The 18,933-nt window shown below is 73.1% G+C and carries 12 protein-coding genes and 1 tRNA gene; 2 read left to right on the top strand and 11 right to left on the bottom strand.

Annotated elements, in window-relative coordinates:
- Positions 1–50: 50 nt before the first annotated feature.
- Positions 51–1,769, top strand: coding sequence for an acyl-CoA dehydrogenase family protein (locus ACWCP6_RS25145; protein ID WP_450934798.1), 1,719 nt, complete (start codon positions 51–53; stop codon positions 1,767–1,769).
- Between the two features lie 147 nt (positions 1,770–1,916).
- On the opposite strand, the gene katG is transcribed toward ACWCP6_RS25145, so the two are convergent.
- The 5 genes from katG to ACWCP6_RS25120 all read right to left on the bottom strand — a co-directional run bounded on the left by katG (position 1,917) and on the right by ACWCP6_RS25120 (position 11,171).
- Entirely contained in the window at positions 1,917–4,148 is a 2,232-nt protein-coding gene (katG, locus tag ACWCP6_RS25140) for a catalase/peroxidase HPI (protein WP_450934797.1), read from the bottom strand.
- Positions 4,149–4,181: 33 nt separating this feature from the next.
- On the bottom strand, positions 4,182–4,619 hold the full coding sequence (locus ACWCP6_RS25135) for a Fur family transcriptional regulator (protein ID WP_450934796.1): 438 nt from the start codon (positions 4,617–4,619) through the stop codon (positions 4,182–4,184).
- A 693-nt stretch (positions 4,620–5,312) separates the two neighbouring features.
- On the bottom strand, positions 5,313–6,758 hold the full coding sequence (locus ACWCP6_RS25130; RefSeq protein WP_450934795.1) for a glyceraldehyde-3-phosphate dehydrogenase: 1,446 nt from the start codon (positions 6,756–6,758) through the stop codon (positions 5,313–5,315).
- Between the two features lie 286 nt (positions 6,759–7,044).
- Positions 7,045–9,543 (bottom strand): SpoIIE family protein phosphatase, encoded by a 2,499-nt coding sequence (locus ACWCP6_RS25125; RefSeq protein WP_450934794.1) that lies wholly within the window; start codon positions 9,541–9,543, stop codon positions 7,045–7,047.
- A gap of 599 nt (positions 9,544–10,142) precedes the next feature.
- Positions 10,143–11,171 carry a DUF2690 domain-containing protein gene (locus ACWCP6_RS25120; protein ID WP_450934793.1) on the bottom strand — a complete coding sequence of 343 codons (1,029 nt, stop codon included), beginning with the start codon at positions 11,169–11,171 and terminating at the stop codon, positions 10,143–10,145.
- A gap of 183 nt (positions 11,172–11,354) precedes the next feature.
- Between ACWCP6_RS25120 and ACWCP6_RS25115 the strand changes: the two genes are divergently transcribed.
- Positions 11,355–11,840: a peptidoglycan-binding domain-containing protein gene (locus ACWCP6_RS25115; RefSeq protein ID WP_450934792.1), complete on the top strand. Its 486-nt coding sequence runs from the start codon at positions 11,355–11,357 to the stop codon at positions 11,838–11,840.
- On the opposite strand, the gene ACWCP6_RS25110 is transcribed toward ACWCP6_RS25115, so the two are convergent.
- The 6 genes from ACWCP6_RS25110 to ACWCP6_RS25085 all read right to left on the bottom strand — a co-directional run bounded on the left by ACWCP6_RS25110 (position 11,815) and on the right by ACWCP6_RS25085 (position 18,630).
- On the bottom strand, positions 11,815–12,756 hold the full coding sequence (locus tag ACWCP6_RS25110; RefSeq protein WP_450934791.1) for a DUF2690 domain-containing protein: 942 nt from the start codon (positions 12,754–12,756) through the stop codon (positions 11,815–11,817). The two genes, ACWCP6_RS25115 and ACWCP6_RS25110, sit on opposite strands and share 26 nt — an antisense overlap.
- A 361-nt stretch (positions 12,757–13,117) precedes the next feature.
- Positions 13,118–14,302 (bottom strand): vWA domain-containing protein, encoded by a 1,185-nt coding sequence (locus ACWCP6_RS25105; RefSeq protein WP_450934790.1) that lies wholly within the window; start codon positions 14,300–14,302, stop codon positions 13,118–13,120.
- 11 nt (positions 14,303–14,313) lie between these two features.
- Positions 14,314–15,519: an AAA family ATPase gene (locus ACWCP6_RS25100; protein WP_450934789.1), complete on the bottom strand. Its 1,206-nt coding sequence runs from the start codon at positions 15,517–15,519 to the stop codon at positions 14,314–14,316.
- Complete coding sequence (locus tag ACWCP6_RS25095) at positions 15,516–17,318, bottom strand: ankyrin repeat domain-containing protein (RefSeq protein WP_450934788.1); 1,803 nt, start codon at positions 17,316–17,318, stop codon at positions 15,516–15,518. Before ACWCP6_RS25095 ends, ACWCP6_RS25100 begins: the two co-directional genes overlap by 4 nt.
- Positions 17,315–18,448: a gala protein gene (locus ACWCP6_RS25090; RefSeq protein WP_450934787.1), complete on the bottom strand. Its 1,134-nt coding sequence runs from the start codon at positions 18,446–18,448 to the stop codon at positions 17,315–17,317. Before ACWCP6_RS25090 ends, ACWCP6_RS25095 begins: the two co-directional genes overlap by 4 nt.
- A 106-nt stretch (positions 18,449–18,554) precedes the next feature.
- Positions 18,555–18,630 (bottom strand) — tRNA-Arg (locus tag ACWCP6_RS25085).
- Positions 18,631–18,933: the final 303 nt, after the last annotated feature.

Below are 18,933 nucleotides of genomic sequence, written 5' to 3'. Positions count from 1 at the left end.
TGCTCCCACGCCCGTCGCTCCACCTCCGACCCCCAGGAAGGCGTACCTCCATGGCTGATCCGCTCCTCTTCAACCCCCGCAGCTACGACCCGGCACACTTCGACCCCGAGACCCGCAGGCTGCTGCGCGCCACCGTCGACTGGTTCGAGCAGCGCGGCAAGCGCAGGCTGATCGAGGACTACCGGTCCCGGGCCTGGCTCGCGGACTTCCTCGACTTCTCCGCCAAGGAAGGGCTCTTCGCCACCTTCCTCACCCCGGCCTCCGCCGCCGGAAACGAGGACCAGCGGTGGGACACCGCCCGGATCGCCGCACTCAACGAGATCTTCGGCTTCTACGGGCTCGACTACTGGTACGCCTGGCAGGTGACCATCCTGGGCCTCGGCCCGGTCTGGCAGAGCGAGAACGCCGCGGCCCGCACCCGTGCGGCCGAACTCCTCACCCAGGGCGAGGTGTTCGCCTTCGGTCTCTCCGAGAAGAGCCACGGCGCCGACATCTACTCGACCGACATGCTGCTCGAGCCCGACGGCGACGGCGGCTTCCGCGCCAGCGGCTCCAAGTACTACATCGGCAACGGCAACGCCGCCGGTCTGGTGTCGGTGTTCGGACGCCGCACCGACGTCGAGGGTCCTGACGGCTACGTCTTCTTCGCCGCCGACAGCCGCCATCCCGCGTACCACCTGGTGAAGAACGTCGTCGACTCCTCGAAGTACGTCAGCGAGTTCCGCCTCGACGACTACCCGGTCGCCGCCGACGACATCCTGCACACCGGCCGTGCCGCCTTCGACGCCGCCCTCAACACCGTCAACGTCGGCAAGTTCAACCTCTGCACCGCGTCGATCGGCATCTGCGAGCACGCGATGTACGAGGCCGTCACCCACGCGCACAACCGCATCCTCTACGGGCGTCCCGTCACCGCCTTCCCGCATGTGCGGCGGGAACTGACGGACGCGTACGTCCGGCTCGTCGGCATGAAGCTGTTCAGCGACCGCGCCGTCGACTACTTCCGCTCCGCGGGCCCGGACGACCGCCGCTACCTGCTGTTCAACCCGATGACGAAGATGAAGGTCACCACCGAGGGCGAGAAGGTCATCGACCTGATGTGGGACGTCATCGCGGCCAAGGGCTTCGAGAAGGACACCTACTTCGCCCAGGCCGCCGTCGAGATCCGCGGGCTGCCCAAGCTCGAGGGCACGGTGCACGTCAATCTCGCGCTGATCCTCAAGTTCATGCGCAACCACCTCCTGGACCCGGCCGCGTACCCGGCGGTGCCCTCCAGGCTCGACGCCGCCGACGACGCGTTCCTCTTCCGTCAGGGACCCGCGCGCGGTCTGGGCTCCGTGCGCTTCCACGACTGGCGGCCCGCCTTCGACGCCTACGCCGAGGTGCCCAACGTCGCCCGCTTCCGCGAGCAGGCCGACGCCCTGTGCACCTTCGTGACCACCGTCGCCCCCGACGAGGAGCAGAGCCGCGACCTCGACCTCCTCCTCGCCGTCGGCCAGCTCTTCGCGCTCGTGGTGCACGGTCAGCTGATCCTTGAGCAGGCGCGCCTGACGGGCCTGGGCGAGGACATCCTCGACGAGCTGTTCTCCGTGCTCGTCCGCGACTTCTCGGCGTACGCGGTCGACCTGCACGGCAAGGACTCGGCCACCGAGGCACAGCAGCGCTGGGCGCTGGACGCGGTCCGCCGCCCCGTCGTCGACGAAGCGCGCTCGGCCCGGGTGTGGGAGCGCGTCGAGGCCCTGTCCGGATCGTACGAGATGGCGCCGTAACCGAGGCACCGCCGTGGCCGCCGGACCACCGGCGGCCAGCCGGACCTCCGGCGTCGATGCGCCCATCCGGCCCGGCAGGCCGGGAGCCGCCGGGACGAGGACGTCCGGGCCGGCCCGCACGGGCCGACCCGGACGTGCGGGACCGGATCAGACGAGGTCGAACCGGTCGAGGTTCATGACCTTGACCCATGCCGCGACGAAGTCGTTCACGAACTTCTCCTTCGCGTCGTCGCTCGCGTACACCTCCGCGAGCGCGCGCAGCTCGGAGTTCGACCCGAAGACGAGGTCGGCACGGCTGCCGGTCCACTTGACCTCACCCGTGGCGGCGTCGCGACCCTCGAAGGTGTGCGCGTCCTCGGACGTCGCCTTCCACGTCGTGCCCAGGTCGAGCAGGTTGACGAAGAAGTCGTTGGTCAGCGACCCGGGCGTCGAGGTGAGGACGCCGTGCGGCGACTGCTGGTGGTTCGCGCCCAGGACGCGGAGGCCACCGACGAGGACCGTCAGCTCGGGAGCGCTGAGGGTCAGCAGGTTCGCCCGGTCGAGCAGCAGGTACTCGGCCGGCAGCCGGTTGCCCTTCCCGAGGTAGTTGCGGAATCCGTCGGCGTTCGGCTCGAGCGCGGCGAACGACTCCACGTCGGTCTGCTCCTGCGACGCGTCGGCGCGGCCCGGCGTGAAGGGCACCTCGATGTCGTGGCCGGCGTCCTTCGCGGCCTGCTCGACGCCCGCACCGCCGGCGAGCACGATCAGGTCGGCGAGCGAGATCCGCTTGTCCCCGGTCTGGGCGGAGTTGAAGGACTCCTGGATGCCTTCCAGTGTGCGCAGCACCGTCGCCAGCTCGTCGGGGTCGTTGACCTCCCAGCCGCTCTGCGGCTGGAGGCGGATGCGGGCGCCGTTGGCGCCGCCGCGCTTGTCGCTGCCGCGGAAGGACGACGCCGACGCCCACGCGGTGGACACGAGCTGCGACACGGACAGGCCCGAGGAAAGGATCCGCTCCTTGAGGGAGGCGATGTCGTCCGCGTCGACGAGCTCGTGCGTCACCTCGGGCAGGGGGTCCTGCCACAGCAGCGTCTCGGCCGGGACCTCCGGGCCCAGGTAGCGCGCGATCGGGCCCATGTCGCGGTGCGTCAGCTTGAACCAGGCACGGGCGAAGGCGTCCGCGAACTCGTCGGGGTTCTCGAGGAAGCGGCGCGAGATCTGCTCGTAGGCCGGGTCGAACCGGAGCGAGAGGTCGGTCGTCAGCATCGTCGGGGCGTGGCTCTTCGAGGAGTCGTGGGCGTCGGGGACGGTACCCGCCCCTGCGCCGTTCTTCGGCCGCCACTGGTACGCACCCGCGGGGCTCTTGAACTGCTCCCACTCGTAGCCGAAGAGGATCTCGAGGAAGCTGTTGTCCCACGTGACCGGGGTGTTCGTCCAGATGCCCTCGAGACCGCTGGTGATCGCGTCGGCGCCCTTGCCGGTGCCGAAACTGTTCTTCCAGCCGAAGCCCTGCTGCTCCATCGGGGCGGCCTCGGGGTCGGCGCCCACGTTCTCCGCCGGACCCGCACCGTGGGTCTTGCCGAAGGTGTGACCGCCCGCGATCAGGGCGACCGTCTCCTCGTCGTTCATCGCCATCCGGCGGAACGTCTCACGGATGTCGCGGGCCGCGGCGAGCGGGTCCGGATTGCCGTTGGGGCCTTCCGGGTTGACGTAGATCAGGCCCATCTGGACCGCGCCGAGCGGGTTCTCGAGCTCCCGGTCCCCGGTGTAGCGCTCGTCGCCGAGCCAGGTGGTCTCGGGGCCCCAGTAGACGTCCTCGTCGGGCTCCCACGCGTCCTCACGACCGCCGGCGAAGCCGAACGTCTTGAAGCCCATCGACTCCAGGGCGACATTGCCCGCGAGAATCATGAGGTCGGCCCACGACAGGTTCTGGCCGTACTTCTTCTTGACCGGCCACAGCAGTCGGCGGGCCTTGTCGAGGTTGCCGTTGTCCGGCCAGCTGTTCAGGGGGGCGAAGCGCTGCTGGCCGGCCCCGGCACCGCCGCGGCCGTCGCTGATCCGGTACGTACCCGCGCTGTGCCAGGCCATCCGGATGATGAACGGGCCGTAGTGGCCGAAGTCGGCAGGCCACCAGTCCTGCGAGGTCGTCAGCACCTCGGCGATGTCCCGCTTCACCGTCGGGAGGTCGAGGGAGGTGAATGCCTCGGCGTAGTCGAAACCCTCGCCGAGGGGGTTCGCCACGGCGGGGTTCTTGGCAAGGATCTTCAGATTGAGCCGCTCCGGCCACCACTGGCGGTTTCCGCCGCCCTGCGTCGGGTGAGGGGCGCGCCCATGGGCGACCGGGCAGCCACCTGATTCTTCGGTCTTCGGGTCTACGACGACTGCATCGTGGTTCTCGGACATGGCAATCCTTCCGGAAATAGGCGGATTACAAGCTCAGGAACTTCGAGCGGTGGAACAGTCGGGGCACAGGCCCCAGTAGATGACCTCGGCCTCGTCGATCGAGAAGCCGTGGTCGTCGGATGCGGTCAGGCAGGGCGCCTCGTGGACGGCGCAGTCCACGTCGGCGACGGTGCTGCAGGACCGGCACACGACGTGGTGGTGGTTGTCTCCGACGCGTCCTTCGAACCGGGCCGGGCTGCCGGCCGGCTCGATGCGGCGTATGAGTCCCGCCGCGGTGAGCGCGTGGAGGGCGTCGTACACGGCTTGCAGGGAGATATGGCCCACGCGATCGCGCACTCCGGAGGCGATCGCTTCGACGCCGAGGTGGTCACCGCGCCGTACGGTCTCCAGCAGCGCGACGCGGGCCGCCGTGACCCTCAGGCCGACGCCGCGCAGCTCCTCGGCCGTGCTCGGAGTCCGGGATGCGGTCATGGCACCGAACCTACTCCCGTAAACAGGAGTGATTCAAGCAAACGAACGGCTAAAGTCCCGTGCCGCTGTCGGAGACATCCGCCCCGCTCCAGTCCACCCTGCCCGCACCCCGCCCGGCCTGGTCCGCTCGGCGGTGATCCGGGATACGTCCAGGTGGTACCGCATTTTCGGCGCGGGGGCGCGGGGGCGCGGGGGCGCGGGGGCGCGGGGGCGCGGAGGGCACGGAGGCCGCGGGGCATGGCTTTCGGCGCATGGCATGACGATGCCCCGGAACGAGCCCCGGGCTCTGCCCGACACGACGGCCGGCTCGCTGGACGCCTCCGGGGAGATCCGGGCGGGGGAGGGGCCGGTCGTGGCGAGCCGGGCCGGGGAGAGTCCGGGGGCGGGCCGCCGTTCCGTGTGCGCGGAAGGCCCCGCGCGCCGAGTGACCAGACGGGCATCGCAAGGCCCCAGTGCAGCAGTGGGCTCGCGAGGCCGCGGCTCGCGTCCCGGGGGCACTGCGGGCGAGCCGCTGTCGAAACCCTCTGGGAAGGGTCCGAGCCTGTGGACGACCACTGAGGGCCGCCACCCATGGTGCTGGGTGGCGGCCCTCAACGTGTATGCGCCTCGCCGGTGACTCCGAAGGTCAGGTCAGGAACAGCCTCTGGCCTACGGAGGGTGGCGGACGGGATCCGCCTTCGTGGTCCGCCGGGGTCAGGCCACCGGGGCCGGGTAGGTCGGGTACTCCACGCCCGAGACGTACTGGACGACTCGGATGACCTGGCAGGAGTAGCCGAACTCGTTGTCGTACCAGAGGTACAGGATCGCGTTGTCGCCGTCGACCTTGGTGGCGCCGGCGTCGACGATCGAGGCGTGGCGCGAGCCCATGAAGTCGCTGGAGACCGCGTCGGGGGCCGTGGTGAAGTCGATCTGGCGCTTCAGCGGCGAGGTGAGCGAGACGTTGCGGAGGTAGTCGAGGACCTCGTCGCGGGTGGTCTCGCGGCCGAGCCGCAGGCTGAGGATCGCGATCGAGACGTCCGGCACCGGGACGCGGATCGAGCTGCCGGTGATCGGCGCCTTCAGGTCGGGCAGCGCCTTGGCGACGGCGGAAGCGGCACCCGTCTCCGTGATGACCATGTTGAGCGGCGCGGAGCGGCCGCGACGGTCGGCCTTGTGGTAGTTGTCCAGCAGGTTCTGGTCGTTGGTGAACGAGTGGACGGTCTCCACGTGGCCGCGCAGCACGCCGTACTCGTCCGCCATCGCCTTCAGCGGCGGGACGATCGCGTTGGTGGTGCAGGACGCGCAGGACAGGATCTGCTCGTCCGGCTTGATCATGTCGTGGTTGACGCCGTGCACGATGTTGGGGACGTCGCCCTTGCCCGGCGCGGTCAGGACGACCTTGTCGATGCCGGGGCGCAGGTGCTTCGACAGGCCCTCGCGGTCGCGCCACTTGCCCGTGTTGTCGATCAGGATGGCGTCCTGGATGCCGTACGCCGTGTAGTCGACCTCGGAGGGGTCGTTGGCGTAGATCACCTTGATCTCGTTGCCGTTGGCGACGATCGTGTTCGTCGCCTCGTCGACGGTGATCGTGCCCTGGAACTGGCCGTGGATGGAGTCGCGGCGCAGCAGCGAGGCGCGCTTGACGATGTCCTGGTCACCGCCCTGGCGGACGACGATGGCACGCAGCCGCAGACCGTTGCCCGAGCCGGCCTTCTCGATGAGCAGGCGGGCGACGAGGCGGCCGATGCGGCCGAAGCCGTACAGGACGACGTCGCGCGGCTCGCGTCGCTCGATCTTGTTGGTGCCCGTGGCTCCGACGACGGCCTCGGCGGTGAACTCCTCAACCGACAGGCCGCGGTCGTCGCTGCGGTGCATCGCGGCGAGCATGCCGATGTCGATCTGGGAGGGGCCGAGGTCGAGCGTGGTGAGGGCCTGCAGGAAGGGCATCGTCTCGGTGACCGAGAGTTCCTCACCGGCGATCTGCCGGGCGAAGCGGTGGGTCTTGAGGATGCTGACCACCGACTTGTTCACCAAGGAGCGGCTGTGCAGCAGGACCGTGACGTCCCGCTCCCGGTGCAGCTTCCCGATGAGCGGGATCATCGACTCCGTGATCTCCTCGCGGTTCTTCCAGTTGGTGAACGAGTCGTCGTTGACAGTCACAGGATTATCTTTCGAGCTAGGCGGTGCTCATATGCTAAACCCCTGTCACTTCGATCATGCAGTCGGTGTCACCTCACGGCTGTGACGGGGCGCAGGATGCGGCGCTGTGCGGGTTGAGATGTGCGTCCTGCGGTATTTTGTCCCCTTTTTTCGAGGCGAAGTTTCTCGTGGACGGGTCGACGGACGGGCAGGCGGGCGGCCGGAGTCGGCCGACGGACGGGCAGGCCGGCGGCTGGAGTCGGCCGACGGACGGGCAGGCCGGCGGCTGGAGTCGGTGCCATGACCGTCAGTGCCGGTGGCCCAACGTCCCCGGCGGGGCGTCCCCGGGTGTGTACTCCGTGAGCAGCAGGGCGATGTCGTCCGCGCGGTGGGTGGAGTGGCGGGCCTCGCCGAGCAGGCGGTCGGCGAGCTCGTCGAGCGTGTCCGCGCGGCCGTGGGCCAGGCTGGTGCGGAGGCGGTCGATTCCCACGTCGACGTCGATGCCGGGTTCCTCGACCAGGCCGTCGGTGTAGAGGGCGAGCACCGAGCCCGGCGCCAGGCGCAGTCGGGTTTCCGGGTAGTCGGCGGTGGGGTCGATGCCCAGCAGCGGTCCGCCCTCCAGGCCGAGCACCCGCGTCCTTCCGTCGGTGCGGCGCAGGAGCGGCGGACAGTGCCCCGCGCGGACCGCGACAGCGGTCCCGGTGCCGGAGTCGAGCTCGATGTAGCAGCAGCTCGCGAGGAGTTCGGCGTCGAGGTCGCCGAGCAGCCGGTTGGTGCCCGAGACCACCTCGCCGGGACGCTGCCCCGCCATGGCGAAGGCCCGTACCGCGCTGCGCAGTTGTCCCATCGTCGCGGCGGCGGCAACGCTGTGCCCCTCGACGTCCCCGATGACGAGGGCCGTCCCCTGCGGGGTCCTGATCACGTCGTACCAGTCGCCGCCGATGTCCATGCCGCCGGTGCCCGGCAGGTAGCGGCCGGTGATGCGGACGCCCGGTACGGCGGGCAGCCGGTGCGGGAGGAGGGCGTGCTGGAGACCGCGGGCGACGGCGAACTCCTCGTCGTAGAGCCGGGCCCGCTCCAGTGCCTGGGCGATCAGGCTGCCGAGTGCGCTGAGCATGCCCCGTTCGTCGGCGGTGAACTGGTGGGTGTCGTCGAACCCCAGCGCACAGGTGCCGACGGGCCGGCTGGAGGCGATCAGCGGGATGTACGCCCAGGACTGCACCCCGTCCGCGGGCGTCCCCGGATAGTCGGTGCAGAGGTCTCGCTGCGACTCGATGAACAGCGGGACGCCGGAGGTCAGTGTCTCCGTCCCGGGCAGGTGGGCGTAGAGCGGTGTCCCTTCCAGCCAGTCCAGGAAACCCGGCCGGCGGACGGAGTGGGGGACCAGGTGCATCCGCCCCTCCCGGACCGCGTAGATCGCCAGGTGCTGGCCGCCGAAGGCCGGCAGCAGCTGATCCGCGACGACCGTGCAGACCTCCTGGGAGGTCACCGCCTCGGTCAGCGCGCTGCTCAGCTGCAGGACGTGGTAGATCGCGCCCAGGCGGGCGGGCCTGGCCGAGGCGGGGGGAGTGGGGGAGGGCGGTGCCGCGTTCCCCGCCGGGGCGGGGACCGTGTTCCGGACCGGTGCGCCGGGGCGCGCCCCGGCCGCGGAGGGACGTCCCGTGCCGACGAGCTTCACGGTCACGCCGTCCGCGGCCGGGTGGAGCGTGAAGGAGAGCCAGTGGTCGGGCGGGCAGCAGGCCAGGAAGGAGACGGGCTGCTGCGACACCATGGCGGCCCGGTGCCGGTCCTCGTAGGCGGGATCCGACAGCCACGGCAGGACGTCCCACAGGCGCTGCCCGAGGAGGTCCTCGCGGTGGACCCCGAGGAGCTGTTCCAGGCCGCGGTTGGCATAGATGAGCCTGCCGTCCGGGTCGAGCGAGCCCATGCCGTCCCCGAGCCTCTCCACGGCGGCGACTGCCCGGTCGCCGGCCCCGGGGTCGAGGACGGCGCCGATGAGGTGCCTACGTGCCTCCTCGTCCGCGGTCGCCGGTACGCGGCCCCACAACTGCACGTGGCGCACCCGGCCGTCCCGCCCCCGGACCCGGATGCGCTGCGCGAGTACCTGGCCCTCGTGCGCCGCCTGCCTTGCCGCGCCGCGGAAGGCGCCGAGGTCCGCTGGGTGGACCCGGGACGCAAGCGTGGCGGCCCGCCCGTCGAACTCGCCCGGTGCGAGGCCGAAGATCGCGCAGAGCTCGTCGTCGCACACCAGCGCGCCGCTGTCGAGATGCCAGTCGAACAGCCCGACCCGCACACCTGTCGGGGACGGAGCCGGAACCTCGACGGCGACCGTCCGCCCGTCCGGGTCGGGGAGCTCGCCGTGGGCTTCGAGCACGGCGAGCGCCGCGCCGAGACGGTTGGCCATCCGGCGCAGATACCGGAGCTGGGTCCTCGGCAGCCCCGTGGTCCCGGGCGGTGCGGGCCATACGACGGCCAGCGCGCCGAAGACGTCGGGGCCCGCACGGACGGGCACCGAGGCCGAGCCGAACGCGTACGGCAGCGCCATCGCCAGCTGCGGGAACCGTTGGGCGGTCTCGGCCGCGTCGGCCAGATGCACGGTGCGCCCCGAGCGGTAGGCCACCGCTACCGGGATACCGCTGCTCACGGGGATGAGCCGCCAGTCGCCGAGGAGGGACGGGGGCGTCCCGCAGACCGCCACGAGCACGATCGAGCTGCGGTCGCGTGAGCGCAGGAAGAGGCTCGCGGCGTGCGCGTCGGTCCCCCGGACCGCACCGGCCACTGCGGCGGAGAGCAGGTCGTGACTCACCGGCCGGTCACCGGCGACCCGTCGCCCGGCATGCTCCGTCGACCCACGCCGACCCATGCATCCCCATGTATCCCGGTATGCCGGAAGGTGTCAAGGTGAGGTCGTCACCGTTCGTCGCGCCGGGAAACGCTCCGTGAGGTGCGGCGTGGCGCCGCCGCCCCGCGCTCGGCCGTGCGGGCACCGCTGCCCACCATCGGCACAGTCGACCCACCGTCGCCGTCCCCTCCCACCGGCCGACCCCAGGGGGGCCCGTGAGCTCTGTGAGCGCCGACGGTCCGGCCACGGGCGCTCGCCGCCTACGGGCCGCCTCCTCACCCGCTCTCCAGCGGGCTCGCCCCCGGCGAGAGATGCCGGACGGCCAGGACATGCCGAGCGGTGGGGGCAGGCCGAGCCGCGGGGACATGTCACGCGGTGGGGACGGGCAGGCCGTGGGGACCGCGTCACGTGGTCGGAACCCCTCGCGGCCTACGGCCGACCGTCGGACGACGGCTCCCGCCCTGACGATGCACGCGCGTCGCGCCCGGCACACGGGCATCGCGCCCGGCGCACACGAACGCGCCGGGTCCCGCTCCCGGCCGTGCGCCGACACGACCGTCGCGTCAGCGGCCGCGGCGCGGCGGTGTCGCGGAAACCGGTGGCTCCGGTGGCTCCGTGAGCCGCTGGGTGCCGCCCGGCCCCGTACAGCCGCGCGCCCCGGACACGAGCAGCGTGCAGGCCCTGGCGTCGGACGGGGCGTCCGCCGCGACCATGGGACTGTAGACGTCGGTGTCGTAGTGCACCTTGTTCTGGCGGGTTGCGCCTTTCGCCGCGACCACGCGGGCGACGTCGCCGACGTCGCCCCAACTGATCCGGGCCCAGGCGGCCTTGCACGAGTCGCTGTAGCGCAGTTCGACGTACACGCCGTCGGCGCGCGTGAGGGCCGCGGTCCAGGCATCCCCGGCACAGCCCGCGTCCGAGGGGTCCTGGCCGGTGCAGCTGTCGGCGAAACAGCGCGTATCGAGCTGCTGTGTCGTCGGCTGGGACATGGCGCCGTGGTCCGCGACGGAGCGCGACGGGGAGCGGTCGGAGGACGACCGGGTCACGAGCGCGACGGTGCCCACGGTCAGGAGCAGTGCGACGGCCAGGGCGGCGCTCCAGCGGACGGCCGCCCTCGACGGCTTGTGCAGGGCTCCGAGGAGCGGAGCGGGTGAGCGCCGGCCGCCCTCCGGCGGCCGATGGCCCCGCCGGGGCGCCTGCCGCTCCGACCCCGGGTCCCCTCGGCCGGGTCCCGGTGTCTGCGGGTCGGGCTGCTGCGTCGGCCGGTGGGGTTCCGGGGCCCCTCGGTCCGGCTCGGCCGGCCGTGGGCCCTCCGGTGCGTCCCGGCCGCTCCAGGCCCGTTCCGCCAGGTCCCACAGGGCGTCCAGCCGTGCCGCGTCGGCGCCCGTGACCGAGGCCAGTGCCGCCACCGCCCGGCGCGGCGGGAGTGCCTTGCCGTTGAGGTACCGCTCCCAGGACGACTTGCTGTGCAGCGTGCGTTCCGCCAGCGCCGCGAGGCTCATCCCGCTGCGGTCCTTCAACCGCCTCAGTTGCTCGACGAGGTCGACCACATCCGGATCGAGTCCCTCTGGTAACGACTTCCGGTCGGCCATCTCAGTCCCCCGAATGATGTGTGGCCCTGTCAGTTTCCCCGACCCGAGGCCGTAGTCGTCCCCCAAAGGCCCATATACGTCGCGGAAGCGAGGTTTTTGCGCCACGGCGGCACCCCGGCCGGACCACGGCGGTATGACGGTGACGTGAGGACCGGGGCGGGCGGCCGGACGGCAGTGAGGGCCATGGCGTGCGCGCTGCTGTGTGCGGCTGCCTGCACGGCCGGCGAACCCGCTGCGGCGCCGCAGCCGCACCCTGCGCCCTACATCACCGGCTCGGGCACGCTCGCCGACGACTGGCGAACCCTGGACCGGCTCGGCGACCGGCGGGAGGTGCGCAGCGACCTGCCCGGACTGTGGCAGGCCGTGCTCTGGGCGGACGGCTATCTTCCGCAGTCGGCGATCACCTGCACCTACGACGCCGCCACCCGCGCGGCCACCCGGGTCTGGCAGAGCAACCACGGGCTGTCGGCCGACGGCGTCGTCGGACCCACCACCTACGGGTTCGCCGGACGACGCCTGACCGCGACCCCGGGCTGGACGGTCTACCGCGGCGAGCGGTACGACCTGCCGCTGCGCCGGGACCGGGACGGCGTGTACGAGGTGTGGGACGTGGGCCGCTTCCACCCGCTGCGCACGGACACGGTCACGCTCGCCCGCTGCCGTCGTTGACGGGATCGGCCCAGCTGTCGTGCGCGGTCACGCCGAGCTGATGGCCCGCCACTCCCACGCTGGCCCGCGCCGCGTCCGGGCCGGCGTCCGCCATCGCGGTGTGCGACTGCCCGTCGTGCGCGGTCCGTACCGTGACGCCGGACCCCGACCCGGTGACCAGCAGCCGCGTCGTCCCCCGGGCGGGACTGACCTCGGCCCACACCGCCCGGCAGGCCGGGCTGTAGTGCAAGGACAGCGTTCTGCCGAACGCGGTGAGCGTGTGCACCGTCGTGCCGTCGCGGTCGCAGCCCTCCCGGAACGGATCACGCCCCCGGCACGCCCGGCCGCGGCAGTCGGCGCCTTCCGGCCTCGTCCCGGCCGGCCGCAGCGCCCACGGCCACGGAGGATCGCCCGCCGGTGCCCCCGGCGGCCCGGCAGCGGTGCGCGATTCGTCCTGCCAGGGACGTACGACCATCACGACCGCGAGTGCCGCCGCGGCGACGACGGCGCCGACGGCGGCCACCCGCACCCTGCGCGGGCCGCGCCCGCCGCGCGCCGGACCGACGAAGCCGGACGGCCCGCCGTCGGCCGCCCCTCGACCGCTGCGGTCCTCCGCACCGTCCGTCCCCCGACCCGCCCCGCCTGTGCGGCACTTGGTGTCCTGCTCCGCGGCCTTCCAGGTCTCCGCCGCCGACTCCCACAGCACCCGCAGCCGTGCCCGGTCCGCATCCACGAGCCGGCCGAGTGTGTCGACGGGCGGCCACGGCGGAAGAGCGCGCCCGTTCAGGCACCGGTGCCAGGAGGCTCTGCTGTACGCGGTCTTGGCGGCGAGCGCGGCAAGGCTCAGCCCCGACCGGTCCTTGTGGAGCCGTAACTCCTCGACGAATCGGCGTACCTGGACGGGCAATTCGCCCGGCAACGGCGGCCTGCGGCTCATCGGCCCCCCTTCCCGTCAGGCCCGCCCGCCGGACGGCGTGTGCCACAGGCCTGTCCCGCTCCACGCTACGGACAGCGTCCCGCCCGTGCAGCACCCTCCACGAAGTCCCCGCAGTTCAGGGCGCTGGGCGCCCCGTGGTGTCTCCTCCCGCACAGCCCTCGTACCGGGCCCGTCCCGACTGCACGGTCCCGCCCGGGCCCGACGACACGGCCCCGGTCCGCCGGACGGGAGTTCGGCGGCGTCGGCAAGGACGAGTTCACCCGACTCACCTCCGCCGGTGAACTCCGAGCGCACCTCCGGTGCCCCGGCTGATGGAGCGGTACGGCCGTCCCGCTCGCGTGACCGTACGGCCGCTCGGCCGTCAGGTGCCGACGCGTACCGTCTCCACCCAGCCGGGCGGCTCGGGGGCGCCCTGGCCGATCAGAGCCGCGACGAGACGACAGGAGGGGACCTCGTCGGGCCAGGGCGTGAAACCGTCGGTGAGGACGATCACGACGTTCGGGCGGTCCGGCGCCGCGAGAGCGGAGGAGATGCCGACGCGCATGTCCGTGCCGCCACCGCCGCCGAGGGTGATCTGCTCGGCGGCCGTCACCCGGGACACGGCGTGCACATCTGCGTCGCACGCCAGCACGGTGACCCGGTTGCCCCGGACGCCGACCTCACGAAGGACACCCGTCACCTCTGCTAGGGCGGCGGCGAGTTCGGCGTCGCCCATGGAGCCGGAGGTGTCGATCACGACGGCCACCCGGGGCAGCGGACGCCGCAGGCTGGGCAGGACGACCCCGCGCAGCGCGGGGGTGCGGCGCGACGGCCGGCGGTAGGTGTAGTCGACCGCCCCGCCGGCCCATGCGGCCGCTTCCCGCACCGCACCGGAGAGCGCCTGCCGCCAGTCGACCGTGGGTTCCAGGATCTCCTCGGCCCAGCGCTGCCAGCCGGCGGGCAGGGTGCCGCGACCGCGCCGGTGCGCGCGCATGGCCTCGGCGGTCTGCCGACGCAGCGCCTGTGCCTCGACCTCGCCCAGCCGGGCAGGACCGGTGGATCCCGGCAGCTCCCAGGGGGCGGGCCGGCCGTGCGCGCCCGATCCGCAGTCCGGTGACCGCACCTCGGGCGGCAGCCGGTCCAGGTAGACCTCGAAGAACTGCCCGTCGGGCAGCCCGAAGAGGCGGGGCTCGACCCGCCCGGCGGGCAGCCGCAACCCGTCGGAGAGGAGGTCGTCGTTGATCTCGCAGTCCTGGGCGACGTTCACACGGTGCCAGTCGCGCTGAGCGGCCGCGGGGAGCCGCCCGGCGCGGCCGTGGTGGTCGCGCAGCAGGTGCGCCACCTCGTGCACCCAGACCCCCGCGAGTTCGGGCACGGGTGTCGCGTCGACGAAGGTGGGCGAGGCGTAGCAGCGCCAGTGCCGGTCCACTCCCATCGTCGGCACGTCGGCGCACTCCACGATGGTCAGGGCGTACAGCGCCGAGGCGAGATACGGCCGTTCGCCCGCCGCCCGGTAGCGGGCGGCGAGCAGTTTGGTCCGGTCGAGCGGACCTGCGGATTCCGCCATGCCCGCACGCCTCACCGGCTGCCGGGCAGGGCCCCGGACAACTGGAGCAGGCCCAGGAACGCGTCGATGCCCGGCGGAACCGGCCAGTCCGCCTGGCGCATCGCCGCGAGGTCCGTGGCGGCCCGGGCGGCCACGTCCGGCACACCCGCGTCCACGGCCTTGGCCAGCACCGCCCATCCGGCCTCCCAGCGGGACCGGGTGAGGTCGCTCTGGACGGCGGCGACGACAGCGATGAGGAACGCCAGCTGACGGTCGCCGCGTTCGGGCAGGGCGAACGCGTCGGGGTCGGCGAGCACCCGGTCGGGGTCCGGCAGATCGAGGTGTTCCAGGTACGACAGCAGTTCGATGCCCGCGCCGTCGCCGACGGCACCGGTGAGCGCGGCGGCGACCGCCTCGCGGCCGGCCCCGGTGGCGTACCCGGCCGCGAGGAGCCGCAGCGCCATCTCCCATGTCCGTGGGGACGGCCACGACCGGCCCCGGCTCTCGGCGTCGGCGGGGATGTGGTGGACGAGTCCCGGCCGGGCGGTGAGGAAACCGGAGACGGCGCCCCGGGCGCGCGCGACCGCACCGGGCACCCTGGCGGGATCGACCACCGGGACGGTCACCTCCGGCCAGGTGCCGGCCATGCCGCGGGCTACGGTGCGGGGATCGTGGGTCCAGTCGAGGTGGACGAAGCGGTTGGCGAGCGGCGGGCTGAGATGCCAGCCGTCCGCCGCACTCGACGGAGGGTTGGCGGCGGCGACGACACGGATCGCTTCGGGCAGGACCAGGCTGCCGACCCGGCGTTCGAGTACGACCCGCAGCAGCGCCGCCTGCACGGCGGGCGGTGCGGAGGACAGCTCGTCGAAGAAGAGCAGGCCCTCTCCGGCGCGGGCCAGCCGGACCGCCCAGTCGGGCGGGGCCATCGGCACACCGGTCACCGCCGGGTCGTCACCGACGATCGGCAGGCCGGCGAAGTCGGACGGCTCGTGAACGCTGGCGATGACCGTCTCCAGCGGCAGGCCGAGCCCCGTGGCGAGCTGTTCCAGGCCGGCGGACTTGCCGATACCCGGTTCGCCCCACAGAAGCACGGGCTGATTGGCCGTCACGGCGAGCGCGAGCGCCTCCAGCTGGGGGTTCTCGGCGGGCTCGGTCCGCCGGGTGCGGAGCCTGCCGTTCAGGTCGTCCGCCGCGGCCAGCGGGCCCGGCGCGGTGCGGGTGGTGCGGGTCGCGCTCAAGAGTCCTCGTCCTCGCCGGCGGTGTCGTCGTCCTGGTCGTACTCGTCCTTCTCGTCCATCCACTCGTCCCACCAGTCGGAGCCGATGTCCGGATGTTCCTCCTCCACGCGCTCGCGGAGGAAGGCGAGGTCGGTGCGCTTGTACCGGCGGACGACCTGGGCGAGCGACAGCGTCGACTCGTCGGTCACGTCGATCCGCGCCCCGGCGGCGAGCAGCGCTTCCACGAGAGCCTTCGAGCCGCCGTCGTTGACCGCCACGAACAGCGGTGTACGGTCCCGGCGGTCGCGGGCCTCGAGGTCCAGCCCCTCCGACAGCAGCCGCGGCAGCAGCTGCTCGTGGTCGATGAGGTGCAGGACATGCAGCAGGCTGCGCCCGCCGGCGTCCCGTACCCGGGGGTCGACGCCCGCGTCGAGGAGCTCGAGGACTCCGGGCAGGTCGCCGTGCTGGGCCCGCAGGAACAGGTCCCGCCGCTGGGCGCGCAGTGCCTTCGGTAGCCGGCCGGACCCCGAGGCCCAGGTCTGTTCCACGGCGAAGCAGCCGGTGACGGCGCCGCCGAAGGCGCGCAGGGCGCGTTCGCGCTGCTGCTCCTCGTCGCTGTGCGGCATCCGCAGCAGGCCGCCCGGGCGGAAGGACACCTCGTGCCAGGCGCCCCGGCACCGCACCCGCACGGGTGCGGGAGCCTCGGGCCCGGGCGGGCCGGCCTGGCCGCCGTCGGCCCCGAGCCCCGGGAACAGCGCCTCCCGGACGAGTGGATGGAGGTGTTCGGGCCGGACTCCGCCGAGGCGCAGCAGATCGAGGTCCGGAAGCCTGCGCCAGAGGGCATCGGCGAGGTGGGGCTCGTCCTTGGCCTCGTCCCGGCCGACGAGCCTCGCCCTCAGCCCGCCGCCGGGGCCGGAGCCCGTCGGTTCGAGGAGAAGGGAGGCCCGCCAGTCGCACGCGATGAGGAACCGCTCGCCGGTCCCCGCGGCCGCCAGCCGCCGGACCTCCGGTTCCAGGCGTGTGAGATTGAGCGGGAGCCCGCCGACGAGCCGTTCCGGATCCGCCCGGTACCAGGCCGGGGCCGTCGGCGGCGTCGGGTCGAGCTCGATCCCGGCCGCGGCGAAGGCGGCCTGGATCTCACCCCGTTGGTGCAGGAGGGTGACCCACTCGGCGCGTGCCGCCGGGTCACCGTCGCCGGGGTCGCACGCGGGCAGTTCGTCCGTACCGAGCGGGGTGGCGTCGGCGTGGAAGAACGGCGGCCGGTCCGCGCCGCCGCCGCAGCGCTCCCGCAGTTCGGCGGTGTGCCGTGCGTCCCAGAGGTGCCGCGCGTGGCTCCAGTCCGCCCTGGAGAGTTCGAGGGCGCTGTCGCTCCCCTCGTCGGGGACCGTCCTGAAACGCAGGGCGATCCGCTGCGGGCCCTCGAGCATCGGGGGCGTGGTGACGTGCAGATACGACGTCGCGCGCGGGCTCTCGTCGGAGCCCGTCCGGCGGTAGCGCGCGAGGACGACGGTCCTGCCGGTGTCGAGCGTGGTCCGGCCGCCCAGCACCCGCGGCAGATGCCAGCGCAGCAGGTCCGGGGCGAGGTGGCGGAGGTCCTCCGCCAGGGCCGCGGCGACGTCGTGGCCGCAGCGCTCGGCGACGTCCGCCGGATCGAAGATGACGTCCACGCGGGCCGCCGCGCACGCGCCACGCCAGTCGCCCGCCAGACGGCATTCGGTCGCGCGCTCGATCATCCACCGCGGCACCGCGTAGCGGCGGATCCGTCGTCGGCTCGCCGCCTCGTCCGGCGGGAGGCAGTCACGTTCGGCAGGGGAGCTCAACGGTAGACACTCCCTATCGCGCGCAGGTCGGGGTGGGCCCCGCCCGCCGGCCGCAGACGCCCGGCGAAGGACCGCTTGACCTTGCGGGGCAGGCCGGGCCCCAGACCGACGTACTCCAGGGGCGAGCCGTCGGGCACGGCAGCCAGGAGGGACTTCGCACCCCGGCCGGTGAGCCCGGTGTGCCGAAGCTCCAGCCGGCGCAGCGGGCTGCCCGGCAGTGCGGCGGCGAGCGCGCGTGCGCCCTCGTCGCCGGTGGCGTTGGCGGGGGCACCGAGGCTCCGCTCCGACAGCGGCCGGCCCAGGTCGAGCGCCTCGATCCCGGGCAGGGCGTCCGCGAGGGCCCGTGCGCCGGTGGGGCCGATCCCGTTGCCGCCGAGGCCGAGGCGCACCGGCCGTGCGGCGTCGGCCGCGGCCGCGAGTACGGCGGCGCCTTCGTCGCCGAGCCGGTTGGCGGGCAGATAGAGCTCGCGTACGCCCGCCTCGCGGATCAGGGCCGCCAGCAGTGGGGCCGCGTCGGCGGTGAGGCCGTTGCCGCCGAGGAAGAGGCGTTCCACCGGGCGCGGCCGCCCCGTGAGGGCGCCGAGCAGGGTGCGCAGGCCGTCGACGGTGAGGCCGCTGTTGACCAGATCGAGCGTGCGCAGCGAGGTGTTGCGGCGGAGCATCGCGGCGAGGGCGCGGACGCCGTCGTCGCCCACCGGATTGCGCTTGAGCCACAGGGCTCGGACCGTGTCGTCCGTCGACAGCGCGTCGGCGAGCGCGGTGACGCCCGCGCCGCCGATGCGGTTGCAGCCGAGGTAGAGGGTGCGCAGGCCGTGTCCCTCGACGAGTGCAGCGGCGACCGTGGCGGCGCCGTCGTCGCCGATGGAGTTGGTGCCCAGCAGGACGTGCGTGGCGTGCGGCGACGCCGCCGCGACGGGCATCAGACGGGCGGCGCCGGCCGGCCCGAGGCCCTGCTTGCACAGGTCGATCCGCCCGTCCGCGCGCAGGGTGCCGACGGGGAAGGCCTCGTCGGCCTCGACGCGGCGCGCCGACCGCAGCCGGTCCAGCAGCGGATCCAGGCCGGCGGGATCGCCGAGCGGGATGTCCGGGTGCTCGATCGCGGGGCAGCGCACGGGTGTCGGCTGCGTCATCACCACTCCACCGGTTCGTCGCCGGTGTCCCGCTCGCCGAGGGCGGCATCGCCCCCCGCCCGCCCAGGACGGACCGACACCAATCGACTTTCCTCCACGACAAGGGTGGCAAGGCTGGTCGGATTCGAACCGACGTCCTCCAGCTCGATGCTAGGGCGCGACGACCTCTGCGCTACAGCCTTGCCGCCGGAGATCATAGCGGCTTCCGTCCGTATGTTCGATCAGCGCATCGAAGCCGTCCCGGCGTCACCGGCACGGCGCGGCTCCGGCGTTGGGCACGGCCCTCAGCGGAAGCCGTGGTCCGGGGCGGGGGTCGTAGCCCGGGGCGGGGGCCCTGCTCCCGAAGTGGGGGCCGCGGCCGGAACGACACGGCCCGGGCCGGGGCGAAGGCCCGTGACGAGGGCCGGGCCCAGCAGGCCCGAACGCGCCCGGCACAGCAGCCTCCCGATGCAGCGCGGCCGCGCAGTGGTTCATGACCTCCACCA

This window comes from Streptomyces sp. NPDC002004 (assembly GCF_053593975.1).
The sequence above is the reverse complement of the archived record's forward strand: the minus strand, read 5'-3'. Positions and strand labels throughout refer to the sequence as shown.

Excerpts from the sequence above, each read along its gene's own strand:
- ACWCP6_RS25145 (WP_450934798.1), top strand. The coding sequence starts at position 51 with ATGGCTGATCCGCTCCTCTTCAACCCCCGCAGCTACGACCCGGCACAC.
- katG (WP_450934797.1), bottom strand. The coding sequence starts at position 4,148 with ATGTCCGAGAACCACGATGCAGTCGTCGTAGACCCGAAGACCGAAGAA.
- ACWCP6_RS25135 (WP_450934796.1), bottom strand. The coding sequence starts at position 4,619 with ATGACCGCATCCCGGACTCCGAGCACGGCCGAGGAGCTGCGCGGCGTC.
- ACWCP6_RS25120 (WP_450934793.1), bottom strand. The coding sequence starts at position 11,171 with ATGGCCGACCGGAAGTCGTTACCAGAGGGACTCGATCCGGATGTGGTC.
- ACWCP6_RS25115 (WP_450934792.1), top strand. The coding sequence starts at position 11,355 with ATGGCGTGCGCGCTGCTGTGTGCGGCTGCCTGCACGGCCGGCGAACCC.
- ACWCP6_RS25110 (WP_450934791.1), bottom strand. The coding sequence starts at position 12,756 with ATGAGCCGCAGGCCGCCGTTGCCGGGCGAATTGCCCGTCCAGGTACGC.
- ACWCP6_RS25105 (WP_450934790.1), bottom strand. The coding sequence starts at position 14,302 with ATGGCGGAATCCGCAGGTCCGCTCGACCGGACCAAACTGCTCGCCGCC.
- ACWCP6_RS25090 (WP_450934787.1), bottom strand. The coding sequence starts at position 18,448 with ATGACGCAGCCGACACCCGTGCGCTGCCCCGCGATCGAGCACCCGGAC.